This window comes from Microbacterium canaveralium (assembly GCF_047238045.1).
Lineage (GTDB): Bacteria > Actinomycetota > Actinomycetes > Actinomycetales > Microbacteriaceae > Microbacterium.
Genome location: NZ_JBDFMA010000003.1, coordinates 1,795,976 through 1,815,226, shown reverse-complemented (window position 1 = coordinate 1,815,226; position 19,251 = coordinate 1,795,976). Strand labels below are relative to the sequence as shown.

Sequence of the window (19,251 nt, the reverse complement as noted above, 5' to 3'; positions counted from 1 at the left end):
GTGGGGATGGTGTGAAGCGTGAGATTCGTCTGGGCCGTGGTGGCGTTCGTCATCGCCGCCGCCATGATCGGTGCGGGCATCGCCCAACGCACCGTGTTCCAGGGCCCGTCGGAGGCGACCGAGTCCGTCCAAACCGACGGCTCGACGGCGTACACGCTGATCGACGGCGCGGTTCTCGGCAAGCTTCCCGGCGCGCAGGCGCTTCGCGTCGAGGGCGACGGTGACGTCTTCGTCTCCTACGGCCGGACGACCGACATGCAAGCCTGGCTCGCCGATGTCCCGTACACCGCCGTGACCCTCGGGCAGGACGACGCGGTACAGACGGCATCCGTCGCCGCCTCCACGACCGCACCGGAGTCCGAGGCGACGGCCGCCCGCACACCCGTGGGATCCGACCTCTGGCTCGACGAATACCAGCAGACGGGGTCACTCAGCACGACCCTGCAACTCCCCGCCGACATGAGCGTCCTCGTCGCCAGCGACGGAACCGCGCCGGCGCCGTCCGACATCTCGGTCACCTGGCCCATCGACAACTCGACGCCGTGGGCAGGGCCCCTGATCGCCGGGGGAGCGGTCGCGCTCCTCGCGGGGATCGTGCTGTACCTCCTCGGCATCCTGCACGTCCGTCGCTCGCGTCGACCGCGGCGTAAGGGTCTGCCCCTGCCGGTGACCGAACCGATCTCGATCGCCGACGCCGACGCAGCCGCCGCCGACAAGGGGGTGGTCAGCACCTCTCGCCGGAGTCGTGGCGCGCTCGGCCCCGGTCGTCGCACGCTGATCGCCGTTCCCGCCCTGGGTGTCGCTGCCGCACTCTTCGCCGGGTGCTCGGCGGACGCGTGGCCCCAGCTCGCCGCCAGCGAGAGCCCCAGCCCCACGCCGACGGTCATCGTCCCCGAGGGACAGTTCCCGCCCGCCGTGACCCAGAACCAGGCCGAGAAGATCGTCTCGCGGATCGCGACGACGGTGGGTCAGGCCGATGCGGCTCTCGACGCCGCCGCCGCCGAGACCCGGCTGACGGGGCCCGCGTTGGCCGAGCGGAAGACCAACTACACGCTGCGTGCGGCTCTGCCCGATCGTCCTGCCCTGCCCGCGATCCCCGCCGAGCCGGTGCAGATCATCCTCCCGCAGACGACGGGCACCTGGCCCCGGACCGTCATGACGGTGGTCGAGACCGCGGATGCCACGTCCCCCACGACCTCGATCATGATGATGACGCAGGACGACCCGTGGTCGGAGTACCGGGTGTCGTACATCGGCAACCTCGAGGCATCCACGAACCTGCCCGAGCTGGCCGCCCCTTATGTCGGTGCGACGCAGGTGCCGCCGGACTCGTCGTTCCTCGTGATGGCACCCGACCAGGTGGCCGAGGCGTACGCCGATCTCATCAACAACGGTCAGAACAGCGCGTCGTGGGCGGCCTTCGACACGGCGAACGATCTGCTGCTTCCCGCGATCGACCAGAACAAGAAGAACCGCACGGACGAGTTGAACCAGACAGGCAAGGACACGGCAGAGATCACCTTCTCGGCCTCGGCCGGGCCCGCGGCGCCGATCGCTCTGGCAACTCTCGACACGGGCGCGATCGTCGCGGTCAACGTCTACGAGAGCGATACCGCCAAGCCCACCAACCCGGATGCCGTCATCAAGCTGGACAATAATCCCGCGGTGAAGGCCCTCACCGGCGTCGATCAGTCGGCGACCGGATTCACCACCACCTATACCGACCAGATCTTCTTCTACGTGCCGAGCCAGGGGTCGGACGACAAGATCCGGCTGCTCGGCTACCGTTCCAGCCTCCTCGAAGCGAAGGTGTCTCCGTGAGCACTCCCACCCCCGGCTCCGTCCTGCGCGGTGCCGTCGATCTGTCATCGCTCCGCAACCGGCCTCAGCCTCCGGCGGCCGCGGCCGCAGGTTCGGCACCCGCCGGCCCCGGCGCGCCGACGTCCACGCTGGTGTTCGATGTCACGGACGCGTCCTTCCCCCAGGTCCTCGAGCTCTCGCGCAGCGTGCCCGTGGTCGTCGACCTGTGGGCGGAGTGGTGCGCCCCGTGCAAGCAGCTCAGCCCCATCCTCGAGAAGGTCGTCGTCGAGCTCGCCGGCAAGGTCGTGCTCGCCAAGGTCGACGTCGACGCCAACCCTCAGCTCGCGCAGGGTTTCCGAGCCCAGTCCATCCCGATGGTCGTCGCCCTCGTCGCGGGTCAGCCGGTGCCGCTGTTCACCGGTGCCGTTCCTGAGCAGCAGGTGCGCGAGGTCTTCGGACAGCTCCTCCAGCTCGCGGCGCAGCACGGCGTCACCGGGACGGTTCCGGTCGACGGTGCCGACACCGACGCCGAGGAACCCGCCGAGCAGCCTCTCCCACCGCTCCACGCCGAGGCGTTCGCCGCCATCGAAGAGGGTGATTACCCGCGCGCGATCGCCGCGTACGAACGCGCCCTCGCGGAGAACCCCCGGGATGCCGACGCGCGCGCCGGGCTCGGCCAGGTGCGGCTGCTCGACCGCGTGCAAGGGGTCGACCTGCAGGCGGCCCGGGCCGCCGCGGCGGCGGCTCCCGCCGATGTCGACGCCCAGTTCGTCGTGGCCGACCTCGACATCGCCGGCGGTCACGTCGAGGACGCCTTCGAGCGGCTACTCGACCTCTTCGCGTCGCTGCCGACCGATGAGCGTGCCCCGGTCCGCGAGCGCCTCCTGGAGCTCTTCGGCCTCATCGGGGACGAAGACGCTCGCGTCATCCGGGCGCGTTCGCGGCTGGCATCCCTTCTGTTCTGAGCGCGCCGCGACTTCCGGCCCGCGCATGACGAAGGCCCCGTCTTCCGACGGGGCCTTCGTGGTTCACGCGCTCGACGGCTCAGCCGGCGCGGTGGTGCAACCACAGAACGCCGAGCGGCGGAACCGTCAGCACGGCGCTCCCGCGGCCGTCGGTCGTCACCGCGCCGAGGTTGCCCTGCCCGGAGCCACCGAACGCTTCGGCGTCGCTGTTGAGCACCTCGGTCCAGGTGCCGGCCTCGGGCAGGTCGAGCGGAAAGTCGCCCAGGGGCACGCCCGAGAAGTTGCACACGACGGCGATCGTGTTGCCGTGGTGGTCGCGGCGCGCGAACGCCAGGACGTTCGGGTTCCATGCCGGTGCGCCCAGGCGTGAAAACGCGGCCCCGTCGTGGTCGCGGGACCACAGCGGCGCGTGCTCGCGGTACACGCGGTTCAGCTCGCCCACGAAGGAGTGCAGCTGCGCGTGCGAGGGCTGATCGAGCATCCACCAATCGAGGCCGCGCGACTCGGACCACTCGGACATCTGCCCGAACTCCTGGCCCATGAACAGCAGCTGCTTGCCGGGATGACCCCACATGTAGGCGAGGAACGCGCGCATGTTCGCAAGCTTCTGCCAGTGGTCGCCCGGCATCCGACCGAAGAGGCTGCCCTTCCCGTGCACGACCTCGTCGTGGCTGATCGGCAGGATGAAGTTCTCGCTGAACGCGTAGACGAACGAGAACGAGAGTTCGCCCTCGTGATGCGAGCGGTACATCGGATCCCGCCCGATGTACTGCAGCGAGTCGTTCATCCAGCCCATGTTCCACTTGAACCCGAAGCCGAGGCCCGCGTGGCTGGTGGGGGCGGTGACACCGGGGAAGCTCGTGGACTCCTCGGCGATCATCGCGATGCCGGGGTAGCGCTTGTAAGCGGTCGCGTTGACCTCCTGGAGGAACCGGATCGCCTCGAGGTTCTCGCGCCCGCCGAACTGGTTCGGGGCCCACTCTCCGTCGTTGCGGGAGTAATCGAGATACAGCATGGATGCCACGGCATCCACGCGCAGACCGTCGACGTGGAACTCCTCGAACCAGTACAGCGCGTTCGCGACGAGGAAGTTGCGTACCTCGTTGCGCCCGTAGTCAAAGATCAGCGTGCCCCAGTCCTTGTGCTCGCCTCGGCGGGGGTCGGGGTGCTCGTAGAGCGCCTCGCCGTCGAACTTCGCCAGGGCGAAGTCGTCCTTGGGGAAGTGACCGGGAACCCAGTCCATGATCACGCCGATGCCGGCCTGGTGCAGCCGGTCGATCAGGTAGCGCAGATCGTCGGGGTCGCCGAATCTGCTCGTCGGGGCGTAGTAGCCCGACACCTGATAGCCCCACGAGCCGCCGAACGGGTGCTCGGCCAGCGGCAGGAACTCCACGTGCGTGAAGCCCTGGGCGCCGACGTAGTCGATGATCTCGTCGGCCGCCGCCCGGTAGGACAATCCGGGCCGCCACGAACCGAGGTGGAGTTCGTAGATCGACATCGGCCGGTCGATCGGCGCGGTGTGCGAGCGCTCGTCGATCCAGACGTCGTCGTCCCAGCGATAGTCGGATGCCGTCACCACCGAGGCCGTGGCGGGCGGCAGCTCGGCGAGGCGCGCCATCGGGTCGGCCTTCTGGATCCACGCGCCCGCGCGCGTGAGGATCTCGAACTTGTAGCGCGCTCCGACACCGACCTCGGGGAGGAACAGCTCCCAGACGCCACTGCCGCCCATCGACCGCAGCGCGCTGCCCGTGCCGTCCCACCCGTTGAAGTCGCCGATCACGCGCACCGCGCGAGCGTCCGGCGCCCACACGGTGAACGCCGTGCCGGGGGAGCCGTCGAGATCACGCACGTGCGCTCCGAGCACTCGCCACAGTTCCTCGTGGCGTCCCTCCGAGATCAGATGCAGGTCGAGCTCGCCGATCGACGGCGCGTGGCGATACGGATCGTCCGCGAGGTGGTCGCCGCCGCCGTCGTAGGTCGCTCGGACCCGGTAATCGCCGGGAGCCTCAGGGTGGAGGCCTTCCCAGATGCCCGCACGCAGGTGCTCGAGCTCGACCTTCGTGCCGTCGTCGAGCTCGGCGACCACCTCACGGGCGAGTGGCCGGCGCGTGCGGATGAGCCACCCGTCCGTGGTCTCGTGCACGCCGAGGATGCTGTGCGGATCGTGGTGGGCGCCGTGGGCGACGGCATCCAGGAGCTCGGGGGGAAGCGAGGTCATCGGGACTCCTTCACGTGCAGGATGTGCACGGGTTCGGCGAATGCGTCCAGGCGCACGAAGTTGTGGTCGGTCCACGTCCAGACGGCACCGGTGATGAGGTCTTCGACCTCGAAGGGCGTGCCGGGCTCGATACCCCAGATGGTGGTGTCGAGGTGGACGGTCGTCTCGCGCGCGGAGTGCGGATCGACGTTGGCCACGACGATGAGGGTGTCCGCCGCGCCCGTCGGCGACAGCGCCGCATCGAGGTGCTTGGCGTAGACGAGGATGGCGTCGTCGTCGCTCCACTGGACGTGGAGGTTCCGCAGTTGGCGCAGGGCCGGGTGGTCACGGCGGATGCCGTTGAGTCGGCGCAGGTACGGGGCGAGGGAGTCGCCGGACGCCTCGGCACCGGACCAGTCACGGAACTTGTACTCGTACTTCTCGTTGTCGATGTTCTCTTCCGACCCCGGGCGCGCGACGTTCTCGTACAGCTCGTAGCCGGCGTAGACGCCGTACGTCGGTGCCGCGGTCGCCGCGAGGGCGGCGCGGATCTTGTAGGCCGGCCGTCCGCCGAACTGCAGGTACTCGGTGAGGATGTCGGGGGTGTTCACGAAGAGGTTCGGCCGCAGGAAGTCGGCCGTGTCGTGCGCGAGCCCGTCGAAGAACTCCTCGAGCTCCTGCTTGGTGTTGCGCCACGTGAAGTACGTGTAGCTCTGCTGGAAGCCGGCCATCGCGAGCCCCTGCAGCGGAGCCGGGCGCGTGAACGCCTCGGCGAGGAACACGACGTCGGGGTCTTCGGCGCTCACGGTCGCGATCAGCCACTCCCAGAACTGCAGCGGCTTGGTGTGCGGGTTGTCGACGCGGAAGATGCGAACGCCCTGGGCGATCCAGTGCCGCACGATGCGGAGTACCTCGGCGCGGATGCCTACGGGGTCGTTGTCGAAGTTGACCGGGTAGATGTCCTGGTACTTCTTCGGCGGGTTCTCGGCGAACGCGATGGACCCGTCGGGGAGCGTCGTGAACCACTCGGGATGCTCGGCGACCCAGGGGTGGTCGGGCGAGGCCTGCAACGCGAGGTCGAGCGCGACCTCGATGCCGTTCTCGCCGGCGGCCGCGACGAACGCGCGGAAGTCCTCGAGCGTGCCGAGGTCGGGGTGGACGGTGTCGTGTCCGCCGGCCGGCCCGCCGATGGCCCAGGGGGAGCCGGGGTCGCCGGGAGAGGTCACGAGGGTGTTGTTGGGCCCCTTGCGGTTCTGCTCGCCGATCGGGTGGATGGGCGGCAGGTACAGGACGTCGAAGCCCATCCCCGCGACGCCCGGCAGTCGATCCACGGCCGTGCGGAACGTCCCACTGATCACGGAACCATCTTCGCCACGGGTCGCACCCTCGGAACGGGGGAAGAATTCGTACCACGCGCCGACGCCCGCGCGTTCGCGCTCCACCAGGAGTTCGGCATCCTTCCCGGCCGAGACGAGACCCATCAGCGGGCGAGCGTCGAAGACGGCCGCGATCTCCGGGTCGCGCACGACCTGCAGCGCGACGTCATCGTGCGTGTCGGGGTCGCGGAGGGTCCGTGCCGCGGCGTACAGGAGATCTTTGTCGGCGGCAGGGCGCTTCTTCTCACCGCGCGCGCGATCGAAGAGCAGCGCACCCATCTCGCGCATCAGCGCGGAGTCGACGCCCGCGGCGATCTTCACGTCGGCGGCGTGTTCCCACGTGGCGAACTCGTCGGCGAACGCCTCGAAGCGGAACCTCCACACGCCCTGCTCGAGCGGCGCGATGAGGGTCGACCACCGGTCGAAGCCGTCGTTCAGCGGCGAGAGCCGGTGCAGCGATTCGTCGCCGGAGGGGGAGAAGAGTCGTACCTGCACGCCGATCCGGTCGTGTCCCTCGCGGAACGCGGTGACGGTGAAGGGAACGGCTTCGCCGACGTAGGCGGACGGACGGAATCGGCCGCCTGGCACGGACGGATGCGGGAGCGCCAGCGGAAGCCGCGGCGTGACCACACCCTTCGAGGGCGTCGGGGTGATCGGACGTACGGGGATCGAGGAGGCGCTGCGCCAAGCGGGAACGGGCATCGGTGTCGTCGTCGTGGTGGCCACGTTCCGAACCTATCGTGGGGCGCCGACGTTCCCGCAGGGCTTGCCCCAGGCCTTGACAGAGGGGACCGATTCCCCGACGCTGCGTCAGATCGGGATGTCGACGCGGAACAGACGCATCGATGTCCCGACGAAGGGCACGACATCACCGGGCGAGAGGCGAGGGGTGTCGTCCGAGGGCGTCTCGTCGGCGCTCGACCACAGCGAGACGTACTCGACGTCCTCCGCGAGGTCGGGCAGCGTGACCTCGACGGGACTCTCGTTCCCGTGCACGACGAGCAGGATGCGGTTGAGTTCCTCGTTCTCGGGCGTCGAGGTCGCGAGGTACTGGAGCGTGCGGTGCGAGGGATCGGTCCAGCGCTCGCTCGACATGGTCTCGCCGTGCTCGTCGAACCAGTCCATGAGCGAGGCGGAGGGGATGTGTTCCCCGAGACGCGCGAAACGGACGGGACGCAGAGCGGGGTTCTCCCGGCGGAGGCGGAGGAGACGCTGGGTGTGCGCGAACAGATCCTCCTGCCACGGCGCGAGGTCCCACGCGAGCCACGTGAGCGGGGAGTCGTGGCAATACGCGTTGTTGTTGCCGCGCTGCGTGCGTCCCATCTCGTCGCCCGCGGTGATCATGGGCACCCCGGCGGACAGAAGGAGCGTCCCCAGAAGATTGCGCATCGCCTTCCGGCGCGTCGCGAGGATGCGCGGGTCGTCGGTCCGGCCTTCGGCGCCGTGGTTGTACGAGCGATTGGTGTCGGCCCCGTCGCGGTTCTGTTCGCCGTTGCCGAGGTTGTGCTTGACGTCGTACGAGACGAGGTCGCGCAGAGTGAACCCGTCGTGGGCGGTGACGAAGTTGACGCTCGCGAGCGGACCGCGTTCTTCCGAGAACGTGTTCGACGACCCTGCAAGACGTGTGGCGAACCCTCCGATGCCCACCGGCGCGGTGCTGGCGCGGCGGGCGTAGTCGATGTCGCTGAGCCAGAAATTGCGGACGCGGTCGCGATAGCGGTCGTTCCACTCGAGCCACCCGTCGCCGAAGCTGCCGGTCTGCCAGCCGCCCATGCCGACGTCCCACGGCTCGGCGATCAGCTTCGTGCCCGCGAGCACCTCGTCGTCGCGGATGGCCTTCAGGAGCGGATGGTCGGGGGTGAAGGAGTGGTTCTCGTCGCGGCCGAGCGTGACGGCGAGGTCGAATCGGAAGCCATCGATCTGCACGTCCTCAGCCCAGTAGCGAAGAGAGTCGAGCACGAGGCGGGCGGCGGCATCCGTCGACGTGTTCACCGCGTTGCCGCACCCGGTCTCGTCGATATAGACGCCCTCGTCGGTCTGGCGGTAGTACGAGCGGTTGTCGATTCCGCGGAAGCTCGAGCGGGGGCCACCGATGCCCTCTTCCGCGGTGTGGTTGTACACGACGTCGAGGATGACCTCCAGACCCGCCTCGTGCAGGAGTCGCACCATGCCCTTGAACTCCCGCAGCACGGCCTCGGGGCCCTCCGCGCGGCTCGCGGAGGTCGCGTACGCGGCGTGCGGCGTGAAGAAGTTGAGGGAGTTGTAGCCCCAATAGTTGGTCAGTCCCAGGTGCAGCAGACGCGGCTCGGTCGCGAACGCGTGCACCGGCAGCAGCTCGACGCTCGTGATCCCGAGCGACAGGAAGTGCTCGATCATCGCCGGGTGGGCGAGGCCCGCGTACGTGCCGTGCAGGGCCGGGGGAACCCGGGGATGCCGCTTGGTCAGCCCCTTCACATGACCCTCGTAGATCACCGTGCGGTCCAAGGGGACGCGCGGCTTGGCGACTCCGCCCCAGTCGAAGCCGCCGTCGACGACGACGGAGCGCCAGTCGCCGAAGCCGCCGGACACGAGACCCCGCGCGTAGGGGTCGAGGAGCAACGTCTGCGGGTTGAACGTGTTGCCGGGCGCGTGGGGTCCGCCCACGCGCACTGCGTAACGTGCGCCGGGTCGCAGCAGAGGGCTGGTCGCCTCGAACACCCCGCCACCGACGGGGGTCATCGGCACGGTCTCGACGGCCCAGTCGAGATCGACGTCGTCGAAGACGACGAGGTGCATCGCGTCGGCGTGCGCCGACCACACCCGGAGCGTGCCCCCGTCCTGACCGGGCCGGACGCCGAGGTCGTTCAACGACGGGGCGAGGAGCGCAGAGGGAGCAGACAGGGCCGCTTCGGGTGGGACCATGCGTCCTAGGGTAGTGAAGGACTCGGATGGGAAGCGGGAGGGTGAATGTCGGTCTATCTCGACCACGCCGCCACGACCCCGCTGCGGCCGGAGGCGCGCGACGCGTGGCTCTCCGCGCATGAGGTGCTGGGCAATCCCTCGTCGATCCACGGGGCCGGTCAGGCGGCACGGCGGCTGTTGGAGGACGCCCGGGAGCAGCTCGCCGAGATCCTCGGATGCCAGCCCATCGAGGTCGTGCTGACCTCGGGTGGCACCGAGGCGACGAACCTCGCGCTCAAGGGCATGTGGTGGTCGCGGGTGCCGTCCACCGACGCGATCGTCCTGCCGGACGGCGAGCATCACGCGACCCTCGACACGGTGGCCTGGCTTACCGGGGAGGCCGGCGCGAGCGTCCGACCCGTGCGGTTGGACGGGATCGGCCGCATCCCCGTCACCGACTTCGCCGTCGCGCTGCCGGGGGCGGCCCTGGCCACCGCGCTCGTGGCGAACAACGAGGTCGGAACGGTGCAGGACGCCGCGGGTCTCGCGCGCGCCGCCGCCGATGCCGGTGTGACCCTGCACCTGGACGCCGTCTCGGCGCTCGGGCAGGTGGCCGTCGACTTCGCGCGGTGGCGCGGGCCCGGGTCCGACCCCGGTGGCCTCGTCGCGCTGTCCGTGTCGGCGCACAAGGTGGGCGGTCCTGTCGGAGTGGGTGCCGCGGTCGTCTCCCGCCACGCGCGACTCACCCCGCTGCTGCACGGCGGCGGGCAGCAGCGCGGACTCCGCGCCGGGACGCAGGACGCCGCGGGGGCAGCCGCGTTCGCCGCCGCCGCTGCCGCGACCGAGGCGGAACGCGAGCGCGAGTCGGTGCGGCTGGAGGCGCTCCGCCGGCGCCTGGTGCACGGCATCCAGGAGGCCATCCCGGCCGCGCGTCTCCTCGGCGACCCGGACGACCGACTGCCGGGAAACGCGCACGTGCTCTTCCCGGGGGCGGCGGGGGAGACGCTGCTGTTCCTTCTCGACATGGCCGGCATCTCGGTGTCGACCGGGTCCGCGTGTCAGGCGGGCGTCGCCGAGCCCTCTCACGTCGTCCTCGCCCTGGGCCTCGACGATCGCGCCGCACGCTCGGTCCTCCGCCTCACGCTCGGGCGCACGTCGACGGACGACGACGTGGATGCCGTCCTCGCGGCGCTCCCGTCCGCGTACGAGCGGGCCGTGGCATCCGGCGCCCGTTCAGCGGGCGGTTCGTAGACTGGGACGATGCGAGTTCTGGCGGCGATGAGCGGTGGCGTGGACTCCGCGGTGGCTGCGGCCCGCGCGGTCGAGGCGGGGCACGACGTCGTGGGTGTGCACCTGGCGCTCTCGCGCGCCGGGGGAACCCTCCGAGCAGGAAGCCGGGGGTGCTGCACGATCGAGGACGCGATGGACGCCCGACGCGCCGCCGACAAGCTCGGCATCCCGTTCTACGTGTGGGACTTCTCGGAGCGGTTCCGCGACGACGTCATCGAGGACTTCGTCTCCGAGTACCGCGCCGGACGCACCCCGAACCCGTGCATGCGCTGCAACGAGAAGATCAAGTTCGCGGCGCTGCTCGAGCGGGCCCTCGAGCTCGGTTTCGACGCGGTGTGCACGGGCCACTACGCGACGCTCGTCGAGACGCCCGGCGGGCGCGAACTCCACCGGGCCTCGGATGCCGCGAAGGACCAGTCGTACGTGCTCGGCGTCCTGACCGCCGCGCAACTCGCGCACACGTACTTCCCGCTCGGATCGACCCCGTCGAAGGCCGTCGTGCGCGCCGAGGCCGAGGAACGCGGTCTCTCCGTGGCGCAGAAGCCCGACAGCCACGACATCTGCTTCATCCCCGACGGCGACACGCGCGGGTGGCTGGCGGATCGCGTGGGCGCCGAGCAGGGCGAGATCCTCGACCGCTCCGGCGCGGTCGTGGGACGCCACGAGGGAGCGCACGCGTTCACCGTCGGGCAGCGCCGCGGGTTGCAGCTCGGCGTCCCCGCGCCCGACGGCAAGCCGCGATTCGTGCTCGAGGTGCGGCCCGTGAACAACACCGTCGTCGTGGGCCCGAAAGAGGCGCTGGCGTGCGCCGAGATCTCCGGTGACCGCTTCACGTGGGCCGGACGTGCGCCGGAGGCAACGGAATTCGGATGCCACGTGCAGATCCGCGCCCACGCCGACCCGGTGCCCGCGATCGCGGTGCTCGAGGACGGCGTGCTCACGGTGCGTCCCGACGAGCCGTTCGACGGCGTCGCGCCCGGCCAGACGGCGGTGCTGTACGACGGCACGCGGGTGATCGGACAGTTCACGATCGCGCGCACGGTGTCCGCCGTCCCCGCCGAGGTGTGACCCGCTTCCTCGGTCAGCTGCGGTCTCGTCGCGGCTCAGGGCCGCGGAGGAGATTCGGAGACGGGAGGACCACGGCCCCGGGATCGCCCCTCCGCCCCGGGAAACTCCTCCCGTGCCCGTGTGCGCCACAACCCCCGCCGGCGATGTCGGGAGCCGTCCCTAAGCTGGAGGCGTGACCGAGCACGACCAGCTTCCCGACCTGACCCTCGACGAGGCGCGCGGCGAGGCGGCCGACCTGACGCAGCGCATCGTCGACGCCCGCGACGCCTACTACGGGCGGGATGCCGAGCTCGTCGACGACGCGACGTACGACGGCTGGATGCATCGGCTCGAGACCATCGAGCGGCTGTATCCCGAGCTCCAGGGTCAGGACAGCCCCACTCTCTCGGTGGGTGCGGCTGAGGCGACCGACCTCGTCACCATCGAGCACGCCGAGCGGATGCTGAGCCTCGACAACGTGTTCTCCCCGGACGAGCTGCGCGACTGGGCGATCAAGACCGAAGCGTCCGCCGGGCGACCGGTGAAGTGGCTCAGCGAGCTCAAGATCGACGGGCTCGCCATCAGCCTGCGGTACGAGAACGGCGTGCTGACCTCCGCCGCAACGCGCGGCGACGGGCGCGTCGGCGAGATCGTGACCGACAACGCGCTCCGCGTCGCGGGCATCCCGCGGGAGCTCACGGGCGTCGGGCATCCCACCCTCGTCGAGGTGCGTGGCGAGGTCTTCATCCCCGTGGCGGCGTTCGAGAACCTCAACCGACTCCAGGGCGAGTATCGCGAGCGGGCTGTGGCCGAGGCGCGCGAGCGCGCGACCGCACGGCGCGGCGGGGCGAAGGCGTTCGACGAAGAGAAGGCCGAGCAGGCGGCGGCGCGTCGTTTCCCGGCGTTCGCCAACCCGCGCAACGCCGCGAGCGGCGGCTTGCGACAGCAGATCGAGAAGAAGACCGGGCTCGAGCTCGAGGCGGGTCTCGCGCGGATCGCCTCGCTCGCCCTGTACGTCCACGGCATCGGCGCCTGGCCCGACCCGCCCGTCGCCGCCCAGAGCGAGATCTACGACCTCCTGAAGTCGTGGGGGCTTCCGACCTCGCCGTACAGCCGGGTCGAGTCCACCGTCGAGGGGGTGCTCGACTTCGTCGCGCACTACGGCGAGCACCGGCACGATGTCGAGCACGAGATCGACGGCGTCGTCGTGAAGGTCGACGAACTGGCGTTGCACGACGAGCTCGGCGCGACGAGCCGCGCACCGCGCTGGGCGATCGCGTACAAGTACCCGCCCGAGCAGGTCAACACGAAGCTGCTCGACATCGTGGTGTCCGTCGGCCGCACGGGTCGGGCGACGCCGTTCGCCGTCATGGAGCCTGCGCGGGTGGCCGGCAGCGTCGTGCGGCAGGCCACGCTCCACAACCAGGACGTCGTCAAGGTCAAGGGCGTACTGATCGGCGACACCGTCGTGCTGCGCAAGGCCGGCGACGTCATCCCCGAGGTGCTCGGCCCGGTGGTCGAGCTGCGCGACGGTACGGAACGCGCCTTCGTCATGCCGGCGGACTGCCCCGAGTGCGGGACGCCTCTGCGCCCGGCGAAAGAGGGTGACATCGATCTGCGGTGCCCGAACGCGCGATCCTGCCCCGCGCAGGTCCGTGGCCGCGTGGAGCACATCGGTTCGCGGGGGGCCCTCGACATCGAGGCGCTCGGCGAGGTCACGGCTGCGGCACTGACCCAGCCCGACGTTCCGGCCGAGCCGCCGCTCGACACCGAGGCCGGTCTGTTCGACCTCACCGTCGAGCAGCTCGTGCCGATCGAGGTCGTCGTGCGCGACGCCGAGACCGGCGAACGCAAGATCGACGAGAGAACCGGCGAGGAGGTTCGGCGGGCGCCGTTCCAGAAGCTCGGCGCCGCGACCTACCCGCCTGGAACGGAAGACCTCGATCCGGCCGAGCGGCGACGTCGCGGCATCCGGAAGGACTACCGCGAGGCACTGCCCTCCGAGCAGGCCGTCAAGCTCGTCGCAGAGCTCGAGAAGGCGAAGACGAAAGACCTCTGGCGTCTGCTCGTCTCGCTCAACATCCGCCATGTGGGTCCCGTCGCCGCGCGTGCCCTGGCGCAGTGGTTCGGGTCCCTGGATGCCATCCGTGCCGCCTCCCGCGAGGAGCTTGCGGCCGTCGAGGGCGTCGGCGGCATCATCGCCGACGCCGTGATCGACTGGTTCGACGTCGACTGGCACCGCGAGATCGTGGACCGTTGGACCTCCGCGGGCGTGCGCTTCTCGATCCCCGGTCATCCCGGCCCCGGAGCGGCAGCCGCCGCGGGCGGAGTCCTCGCCGGACTCACCGTCGTCGCCACCGGCTCCCTCGAGGGCTACACCCGCGAGGGCGCTCAGGAGGCGATCATCCAGGCGGGTGGCAAGGCGGCGTCGAGCGTGTCGAAGAAGACGGACTTCGTCGCCGCAGGCCCCGGCGCGGGCTCCAAGCTGGCGAAGGCGGAGGAGCTCGGCATCCGGATCCTGGATGCCGCCGGCTTCCACCTCCTCGTGACCCAGGGTCCCGCCGCGCTCGAGACCGCCACGGCACCCTCGGAGGAGTGACCCGCCGCTTTGGGTCAGTCCGCGAGTAGACGTTCCTTGACCTGACGGCGCAGCACCTTGCCGATGAGCGACTTCGGCAGTTCGTCGACGACCACGACGCGACGCGGCACCTTGTACGGCGTCAGGATGCCGCGCGCGAAGGTGCGCACCTCTTCGGGGTCGAGGGTCGAATCGGGGGAGGCGACGACGGCGGCGACGACCTCTTCGCCGGAGTGCTCGCTCGGCAGCCCCACCACGGCGACGTCGGCGATCCCCGGGTGCTGGCGCAGGACGTTCTCCACCTCGGTGGGGGCCACGTTGAACCCGCCCGTGATGATGAGCTCCTTGATGCGGTCGACGATGCGGACGAATCCGCCCTCGTCGATCGTGACGATGTCGCCGGTGCGGAACCATCCGTCGACGAAGACCGCCTCGGTCTCCTCGGGCTTGCCGTAGTAGCCCGAGAACACCTGCGGCCCGCGCACGACGAGTTCGCCGCGCGCGCCCGGCTCGACGTCGGTGTGCGGATCGTCGGGATCGACGACGCGGCACTCGGTGCCCGGCAGCGGCAGTCCCACGGTGCCCGGCACGCGGTTCTCGGCCACGGGGTTGGCCATGAGGACGGGCGAGCATTCGCTGAGGCCGTAGCCCTCCACGAGGTAGCCGCCGGTCGCCTTCTCGAACGGCACCACCAGGTCGTGCGGGAGAGCCATCGCACCCGAGATCGCGATGTCGGTGCCCGCGAGCGACACGCCCTGCGCCTCGGCGGCGGCGAGGAGTCGCTCGGCGATCGGTGGGACGAGCGGCAGGAAGGTCGCGGGATGCCGCTTCGTCACGGCGAGGACGAGATCGGGGTCGAACTTCGGGAAGAGCACCAAGCGCGCCCCCATCGACATCGCGAAGGTGAGGCACAGCGTCAGCCCGTACGCGTGGAACATCGGCAGGACGGCGTAGACGACGCAGCCCTCGCCGCGCACGATCGACGGCACCCATGCACGCGACTGGGCGGCGTTGGCCAGCAGGTTGGCGTGCGAGAGCATCGCCCCCTTGGGTGTGCCCGTCGTGCCGCTGGTGTACTGGATGATCGCCAGATCGCCGGTCGCCGGGCGCGGGTGGGACTCCGGGAGAGGGTCGTGGCGGACGAGCTGCGTCCAGGGGGTGGCATCCGAGGTCTTCTCGGTGAGCGCTGCGCGTGCCTCCCGCGCCTTGGCGACGGGGAGGCGCAGGGCCACCTGCATACGCAGCGGCATGGCGTGTGTGACATCGACCGAGACGAGCGTCGTGACGCGGAGGTCGGCGGGGAACTCCTGCACGGTCTTCACGACCTTGCTCCACACGACCGCGTGCTTCGCGCCGTGATCCTCGAACTGCTTGCGCAGCTCGCGCGGCGTGTAGAGCGGGTTGTGCTCGACGACGACCGCGCCGAGGCGCAGCACGGCGTAGAAGGCCACGATGTGCTGGGGGCAGTTCGGCAGGACGATCGCGACGGGGTCGCCGGCCCGCACGCCGTGCGCGGCCAGCGCCGCGGCGACACGCGTGACCTCGGCCGAGAGGTCGGCGTACGTGGTGGTCCGGCCGAAGAACTCCAGCGCCGGCGCATCCGGGTAGTCGCGCGTCGAGGCATCGAGGATGTCCACGAGCGACCCCGACTGCGGATCGAGGTCTTCCGGCACTCCGGCGGCGTAGCTGGCGGTCCAGGGGCGAGGCGGGTCGAAGCTCGTCACGGTTCCAGCGTAGGCCGGGCCCGGTCCCGGTGCGCGGTGCCCGCGAACTAGACTTGCGGAGTGTCTGAAATCACCCCTGATCTCGTGCGCCATCTCGGTGTGCTCGCTCGGATCCAGTTGAGCGACGACGAGGTGCAGCGCCTCACCGGGCAGCTGGATGCCATCGTCGACAACATCGCGAAGGTGTCCGAGGTGGCAACGCCCGACGTCGCCGCCACGAGCCACCCGATCCCGCTGCAGAACGTCTTCCGCCCCGATGTCGTGCAGCAGCAGCTCACCCTCGAGCAGGTGCTGCAGAACGCGCCGGACCAGGCCGACGGCCGGTTCCGCGTGACCGCGATCCTGGGGGAGGAGCAGTGACCGACCTCACGCGCCTGAGCGCCGCCGACCTCGCCGCCGCGCTCACCGCGAAAGAGGTGTCGAGCGTCGAGGCGACGCAGGCGCACCTCGATCGCATCACCGCCGTCGACGGCGACGTGCACGCCTTCCTCCACGTCAGCGACCACGCCCTCGACGTCGCGGCCGACATCGACCGCCGCCGCGCCGCGGGTGAACAGCTCGGCAAGCTCGCCGGTGTGCCGCTCGCCGTGAAGGACGTCCTCGTCACGACCGATATGCCGTCCACGAGCGGATCCAAGATCCTCGAGGGCTACATGTCGCCGTACGACGCGACCGTCGTGGCGCGCGCTCGCGCGGCCGGTCTCGTGCCCCTCGGTAAGACCAACATGGACGAGTTCGCCATGGGGTCCTCCACGGAATTCTCCGCCTACGGCCCGACCCGGAACCCCTGGGACCTCGACCGGATCCCCGGCGGTTCGGGTGGCGGTTCGGCCGCGGCCGTGGCCGCGTTCGAGGCGCCGTTGGCCCTGGGCTCCGACACGGGCGGGTCGATCCGTCAGCCCGCTCACGTCACCGGCACGGTCGGCGTGAAGCCCACGTACGGCGGAGTCAGCCGCTACGGCGCGATCGCGCTGGCATCCAGCCTCGACCAGGTCGGTCCCGTGACCCGCACCGTGCTCGACGCCGGTCTTCTGCACGACGTCATCGGCGGACACGACCCGCACGACTCGACGTCGCTCTCCGACGCGTGGCCGTCGTTCGCGGCCGCCGCGCGCGAGGGTGCGTCGGGTGCCGTGCTGAAGGGCCTCAAGGTCGGGGTCATCCGCGAGCTCGACGACCGCGGATTCCAGAAGGGCGTCTCGGACTCGTTCCGCGCGGCGCTCTCGGCGATGGAGGCGCAGGGTGCGGAGATCGTCGAGATCAGCGCGCCGCACTTCGAGTACGGCGTCGCGGCGTACTACCTGATCCTCCCCGCGGAGGCATCCAGCAACCTCGCCAAGTTCGACTCGGTGCGCTTCGGTCTGCGCGTCACCCCTGAGGGAACCCCGACGGTCGAGAACGTCATGGCCGCCACCCGCGACGCCGGGTTCGGTCCCGAGGTCAAGCGCCGCATCATCCTCGGCACGTACGCCCTGTCGGCCGGGTACTACGACGCCTACTACGGCAGCGCGCAGAAGGTCCGCACGCTCATCCAGCAGGACTTCGACGCGGCGTTCGCCGACGTGGACGTCATCGCCACGCCGTCGGCACCGACGACCGCCTTCCGCCTCGGCGAGAAGATCGATGACCCGCTGCAGATGTATCTCAACGACGTCACCACGATCCCGGCGAACCTCGCCGGTGTCCCGGGCATCTCGATCCCGAGCGGCTTGGCCGAGGAGGACGGGCTGCCGGTCGGCATCCAGTTCCTCGCTCCCGCCCGCGAGGACGCGCGTCTGTATCGTGTCGGCGCGGCCCTCGAGGCGCTGCTCGTCGACCAGTGGGGCGGTCCGTTGCTGGACCGGGCCCCTTCCCTCACGAACGGAGCGACGCGCTGATGGCCAAGGATGCGCTGATGGACTTCGACGAGGCGCTCGAGATGTTCGAGCCGGTCCTCGGGTTCGAGGTCCACGTCGAACTGAACACCGCGACGAAGATGTTCTCCGCCGCGCCCAACCCGGCGAACGAGGCGAACCACGGCGCCGAGCCGAACACGCTCGTCGCCCCGGTCGACATGGGCCTGCCGGGTGCACTGCCGGTCGTGAACGCCGAGGCGATCCGCTCGTCGATCAGCCTGGGCCTTGCCCTCGGCTGCTCGATCGCGCCGTCGAGCCGGTTCGCGCGGAAGAACTACTTCTACCCCGACCTCGGCAAGAACTACCAGATCTCGCAGTACGACGAACCGATCGCGTTCGAGGGTTCCGTCGAGGTCGAGCTCGAGGACGGCACGATCGTCACGGTGCCGATCGAGCGCGCGCACATGGAAGAGGATGCCGGCAAGCTCACGCACATGGGTGGGGCCACCGGTCGCATCCAGGGCGCGGAGTACTCCCTCGTCGACTACAACCGCGCGGGGGTGCCGCTGGTCGAGATCGTGACCAAGCCGATCGTCGGCGCGGAGCACTCGGCCCCCGCACTGGCGAAGGCGTACGTCGCGACGATCCGCGACATCGTGCGCGCCCTCGGCATCTCGGAGGCACGTCTCGAGCGCGGCAACCTCCGCTGCGATGCGAACGTGTCGCTGCGCCCGCGGGGGCAGGAGAAGCTGGGCACCCGCACCGAGACGAAGAACGTCAACTCGATGCGGTCGGTCGAGCGCGCGGTGCGGTACGAGATCCAGCGGCAGGCCGCGATCCTCGCCGCGGGCGGCACGATCACGCAGGAGACGCGCCACTGGCACGAGGACACCGGGCGCACGTCGCCCGGGCGTCCGAAGTCGGATGCCGATGACTACCGGTACTTCCCCGAGCCGGATCTGCTGCCGGTCGTTCCGGCGCCGGAGCTGATCGAGGAGTTGCGCGCGGCTCTGCCCGAGCCGCCCGCCGCCCGCCGTCGCCGTCTCAAGGCCGACTGGGGCTTCGCCGACATCGACTTCCAGGGCGTCGTGAACGCCGGGCTGCTCGACGAGGTCGAAGCCACCGTCGCCGCGGGTGCAACTCCCGCCGCCGCCCGCAAGTGGTGGTTGAGCGAGATCAGCCGCATCGCGAACGCCGAGGAACGCGAGCCCGCCGAGCTCGTCAGCCCCGAGAACGTGGCCGCGTTGCAGAAGCTGGTCGACGCCGGAACGCTGACCGACAAGCTCGCGCGCCAGGTGCTCGAGGGGGTCATCGCCGGTGAAGGCACTCCGCAGGAGGTCGTCGACGCCCGCGGGCTCGCCGTCGTGTCGGACGACGGTGCGCTCATTGCCGCCATCGACGACGCCCTCGCCGCTCAGCCCGACGTGCTCGCGAAGATCCGCGACGGCAAGGTCCAAGCCGCCGGCGCCGTCATCGGCGCCGTCATGAAGGCCATGAAGGGTCAGGCCGACGCCGCGCGTGTGCGCGAGCTCGTGCTGGAACGCGCCGCCGCGCAGTAA

Annotated in this window: 12 protein-coding genes; 8 read left to right on the top strand and 4 right to left on the bottom strand. The window is 70.3% G+C overall.

Annotated elements, in window-relative coordinates; genetic code table 11:
• Positions 1-18 precede the first annotated feature (18 nt).
• The gene (locus ABC271_RS09645; RefSeq protein WP_412924662.1) at positions 19-1,821 is read left to right on the top strand and encodes a DUF8094 domain-containing protein; all 1,803 of its coding nucleotides are present in this window, start codon (positions 19-21) and stop codon (positions 1,819-1,821) included.
• Positions 1,818-2,765, top strand: a complete 948-nt coding sequence (locus tag ABC271_RS09640) for a tetratricopeptide repeat protein (protein ID WP_412924661.1) — start codon at positions 1,818-1,820, stop codon at positions 2,763-2,765. Before ABC271_RS09645 ends, ABC271_RS09640 begins: the two co-directional genes overlap by 4 nt.
• A gap of 79 nt (positions 2,766-2,844) precedes the next feature.
• Here ABC271_RS09640 and glgB read toward each other — a convergent pair whose 3' ends face one another.
• The 3 genes from glgB to glgX form a co-directional block, all read right to left on the bottom strand.
• Positions 2,845-4,983 (bottom strand): 1,4-alpha-glucan branching protein GlgB, encoded by a 2,139-nt coding sequence (gene glgB / locus ABC271_RS09635; RefSeq protein WP_412924660.1) that lies wholly within the window; start codon positions 4,981-4,983, stop codon positions 2,845-2,847.
• Complete coding sequence (locus ABC271_RS09630) at positions 4,980-7,040, bottom strand: alpha-1,4-glucan--maltose-1-phosphate maltosyltransferase (RefSeq protein WP_412926129.1); 2,061 nt, start codon at positions 7,038-7,040, stop codon at positions 4,980-4,982. The genes glgB and ABC271_RS09630 overlap by 4 nt, the downstream gene beginning before the upstream one ends.
• A 108-nt stretch (positions 7,041-7,148) precedes the next feature.
• Positions 7,149-9,239 (bottom strand): glycogen debranching protein GlgX, encoded by a 2,091-nt coding sequence (gene glgX, locus ABC271_RS09625; RefSeq protein WP_412924659.1) that lies wholly within the window; start codon positions 9,237-9,239, stop codon positions 7,149-7,151.
• Between the two features lie 45 nt (positions 9,240-9,284).
• On the opposite strand from glgX, the gene ABC271_RS09620 reads away from it, so the two are divergent.
• The 3 genes from ABC271_RS09620 (at position 9,285) to ligA (ending at position 14,154) form a co-directional block, all read left to right on the top strand.
• Positions 9,285-10,469, top strand: a complete 1,185-nt coding sequence (locus ABC271_RS09620) for a cysteine desulfurase family protein (RefSeq protein WP_412924658.1) — start codon at positions 9,285-9,287, stop codon at positions 10,467-10,469.
• 9 nt (positions 10,470-10,478) lie between these two features.
• On the top strand, positions 10,479-11,576 hold the full coding sequence (mnmA, locus tag ABC271_RS09615; protein ID WP_412924657.1) for a tRNA 2-thiouridine(34) synthase MnmA: 1,098 nt from the start codon (positions 10,479-10,481) through the stop codon (positions 11,574-11,576).
• Between the two features lie 172 nt (positions 11,577-11,748).
• Positions 11,749-14,154 carry an NAD-dependent DNA ligase LigA gene (gene ligA, locus ABC271_RS09610; protein ID WP_412924656.1) on the top strand — a complete coding sequence of 802 codons (2,406 nt, stop codon included), beginning with the start codon at positions 11,749-11,751 and terminating at the stop codon, positions 14,152-14,154.
• A gap of 14 nt (positions 14,155-14,168) precedes the next feature.
• Here the strand turns inward: ligA and ABC271_RS09605 are convergent, their stop codons facing one another.
• Entirely contained in the window at positions 14,169-15,857 is a 1,689-nt protein-coding gene (locus ABC271_RS09605) for a long-chain-fatty-acid--CoA ligase (RefSeq protein WP_412924655.1), read from the bottom strand.
• A 60-nt stretch (positions 15,858-15,917) separates the two neighbouring features.
• Here ABC271_RS09605 and gatC point away from each other — a divergent pair, with 60 nt between their 5' ends.
• From gatC to gatB, 3 genes are read left to right on the top strand one after another with little or no spacing between them, the layout of a single operon-like run.
• Positions 15,918-16,217, top strand: coding sequence for an Asp-tRNA(Asn)/Glu-tRNA(Gln) amidotransferase subunit GatC (gene gatC, locus ABC271_RS09600; RefSeq protein ID WP_412924654.1), 300 nt, complete (start codon positions 15,918-15,920; stop codon positions 16,215-16,217).
• Complete coding sequence (gatA, locus tag ABC271_RS09595) at positions 16,214-17,734, top strand: Asp-tRNA(Asn)/Glu-tRNA(Gln) amidotransferase subunit GatA (RefSeq protein ID WP_412924653.1); 1,521 nt, start codon at positions 16,214-16,216, stop codon at positions 17,732-17,734. The genes gatC and gatA overlap by 4 nt, the downstream gene beginning before the upstream one ends.
• Positions 17,734-19,251, top strand: coding sequence for an Asp-tRNA(Asn)/Glu-tRNA(Gln) amidotransferase subunit GatB (gatB, locus tag ABC271_RS09590; RefSeq protein ID WP_412924652.1), 1,518 nt, complete (start codon positions 17,734-17,736; stop codon positions 19,249-19,251). The genes gatA and gatB overlap by 1 nt, the downstream gene beginning before the upstream one ends.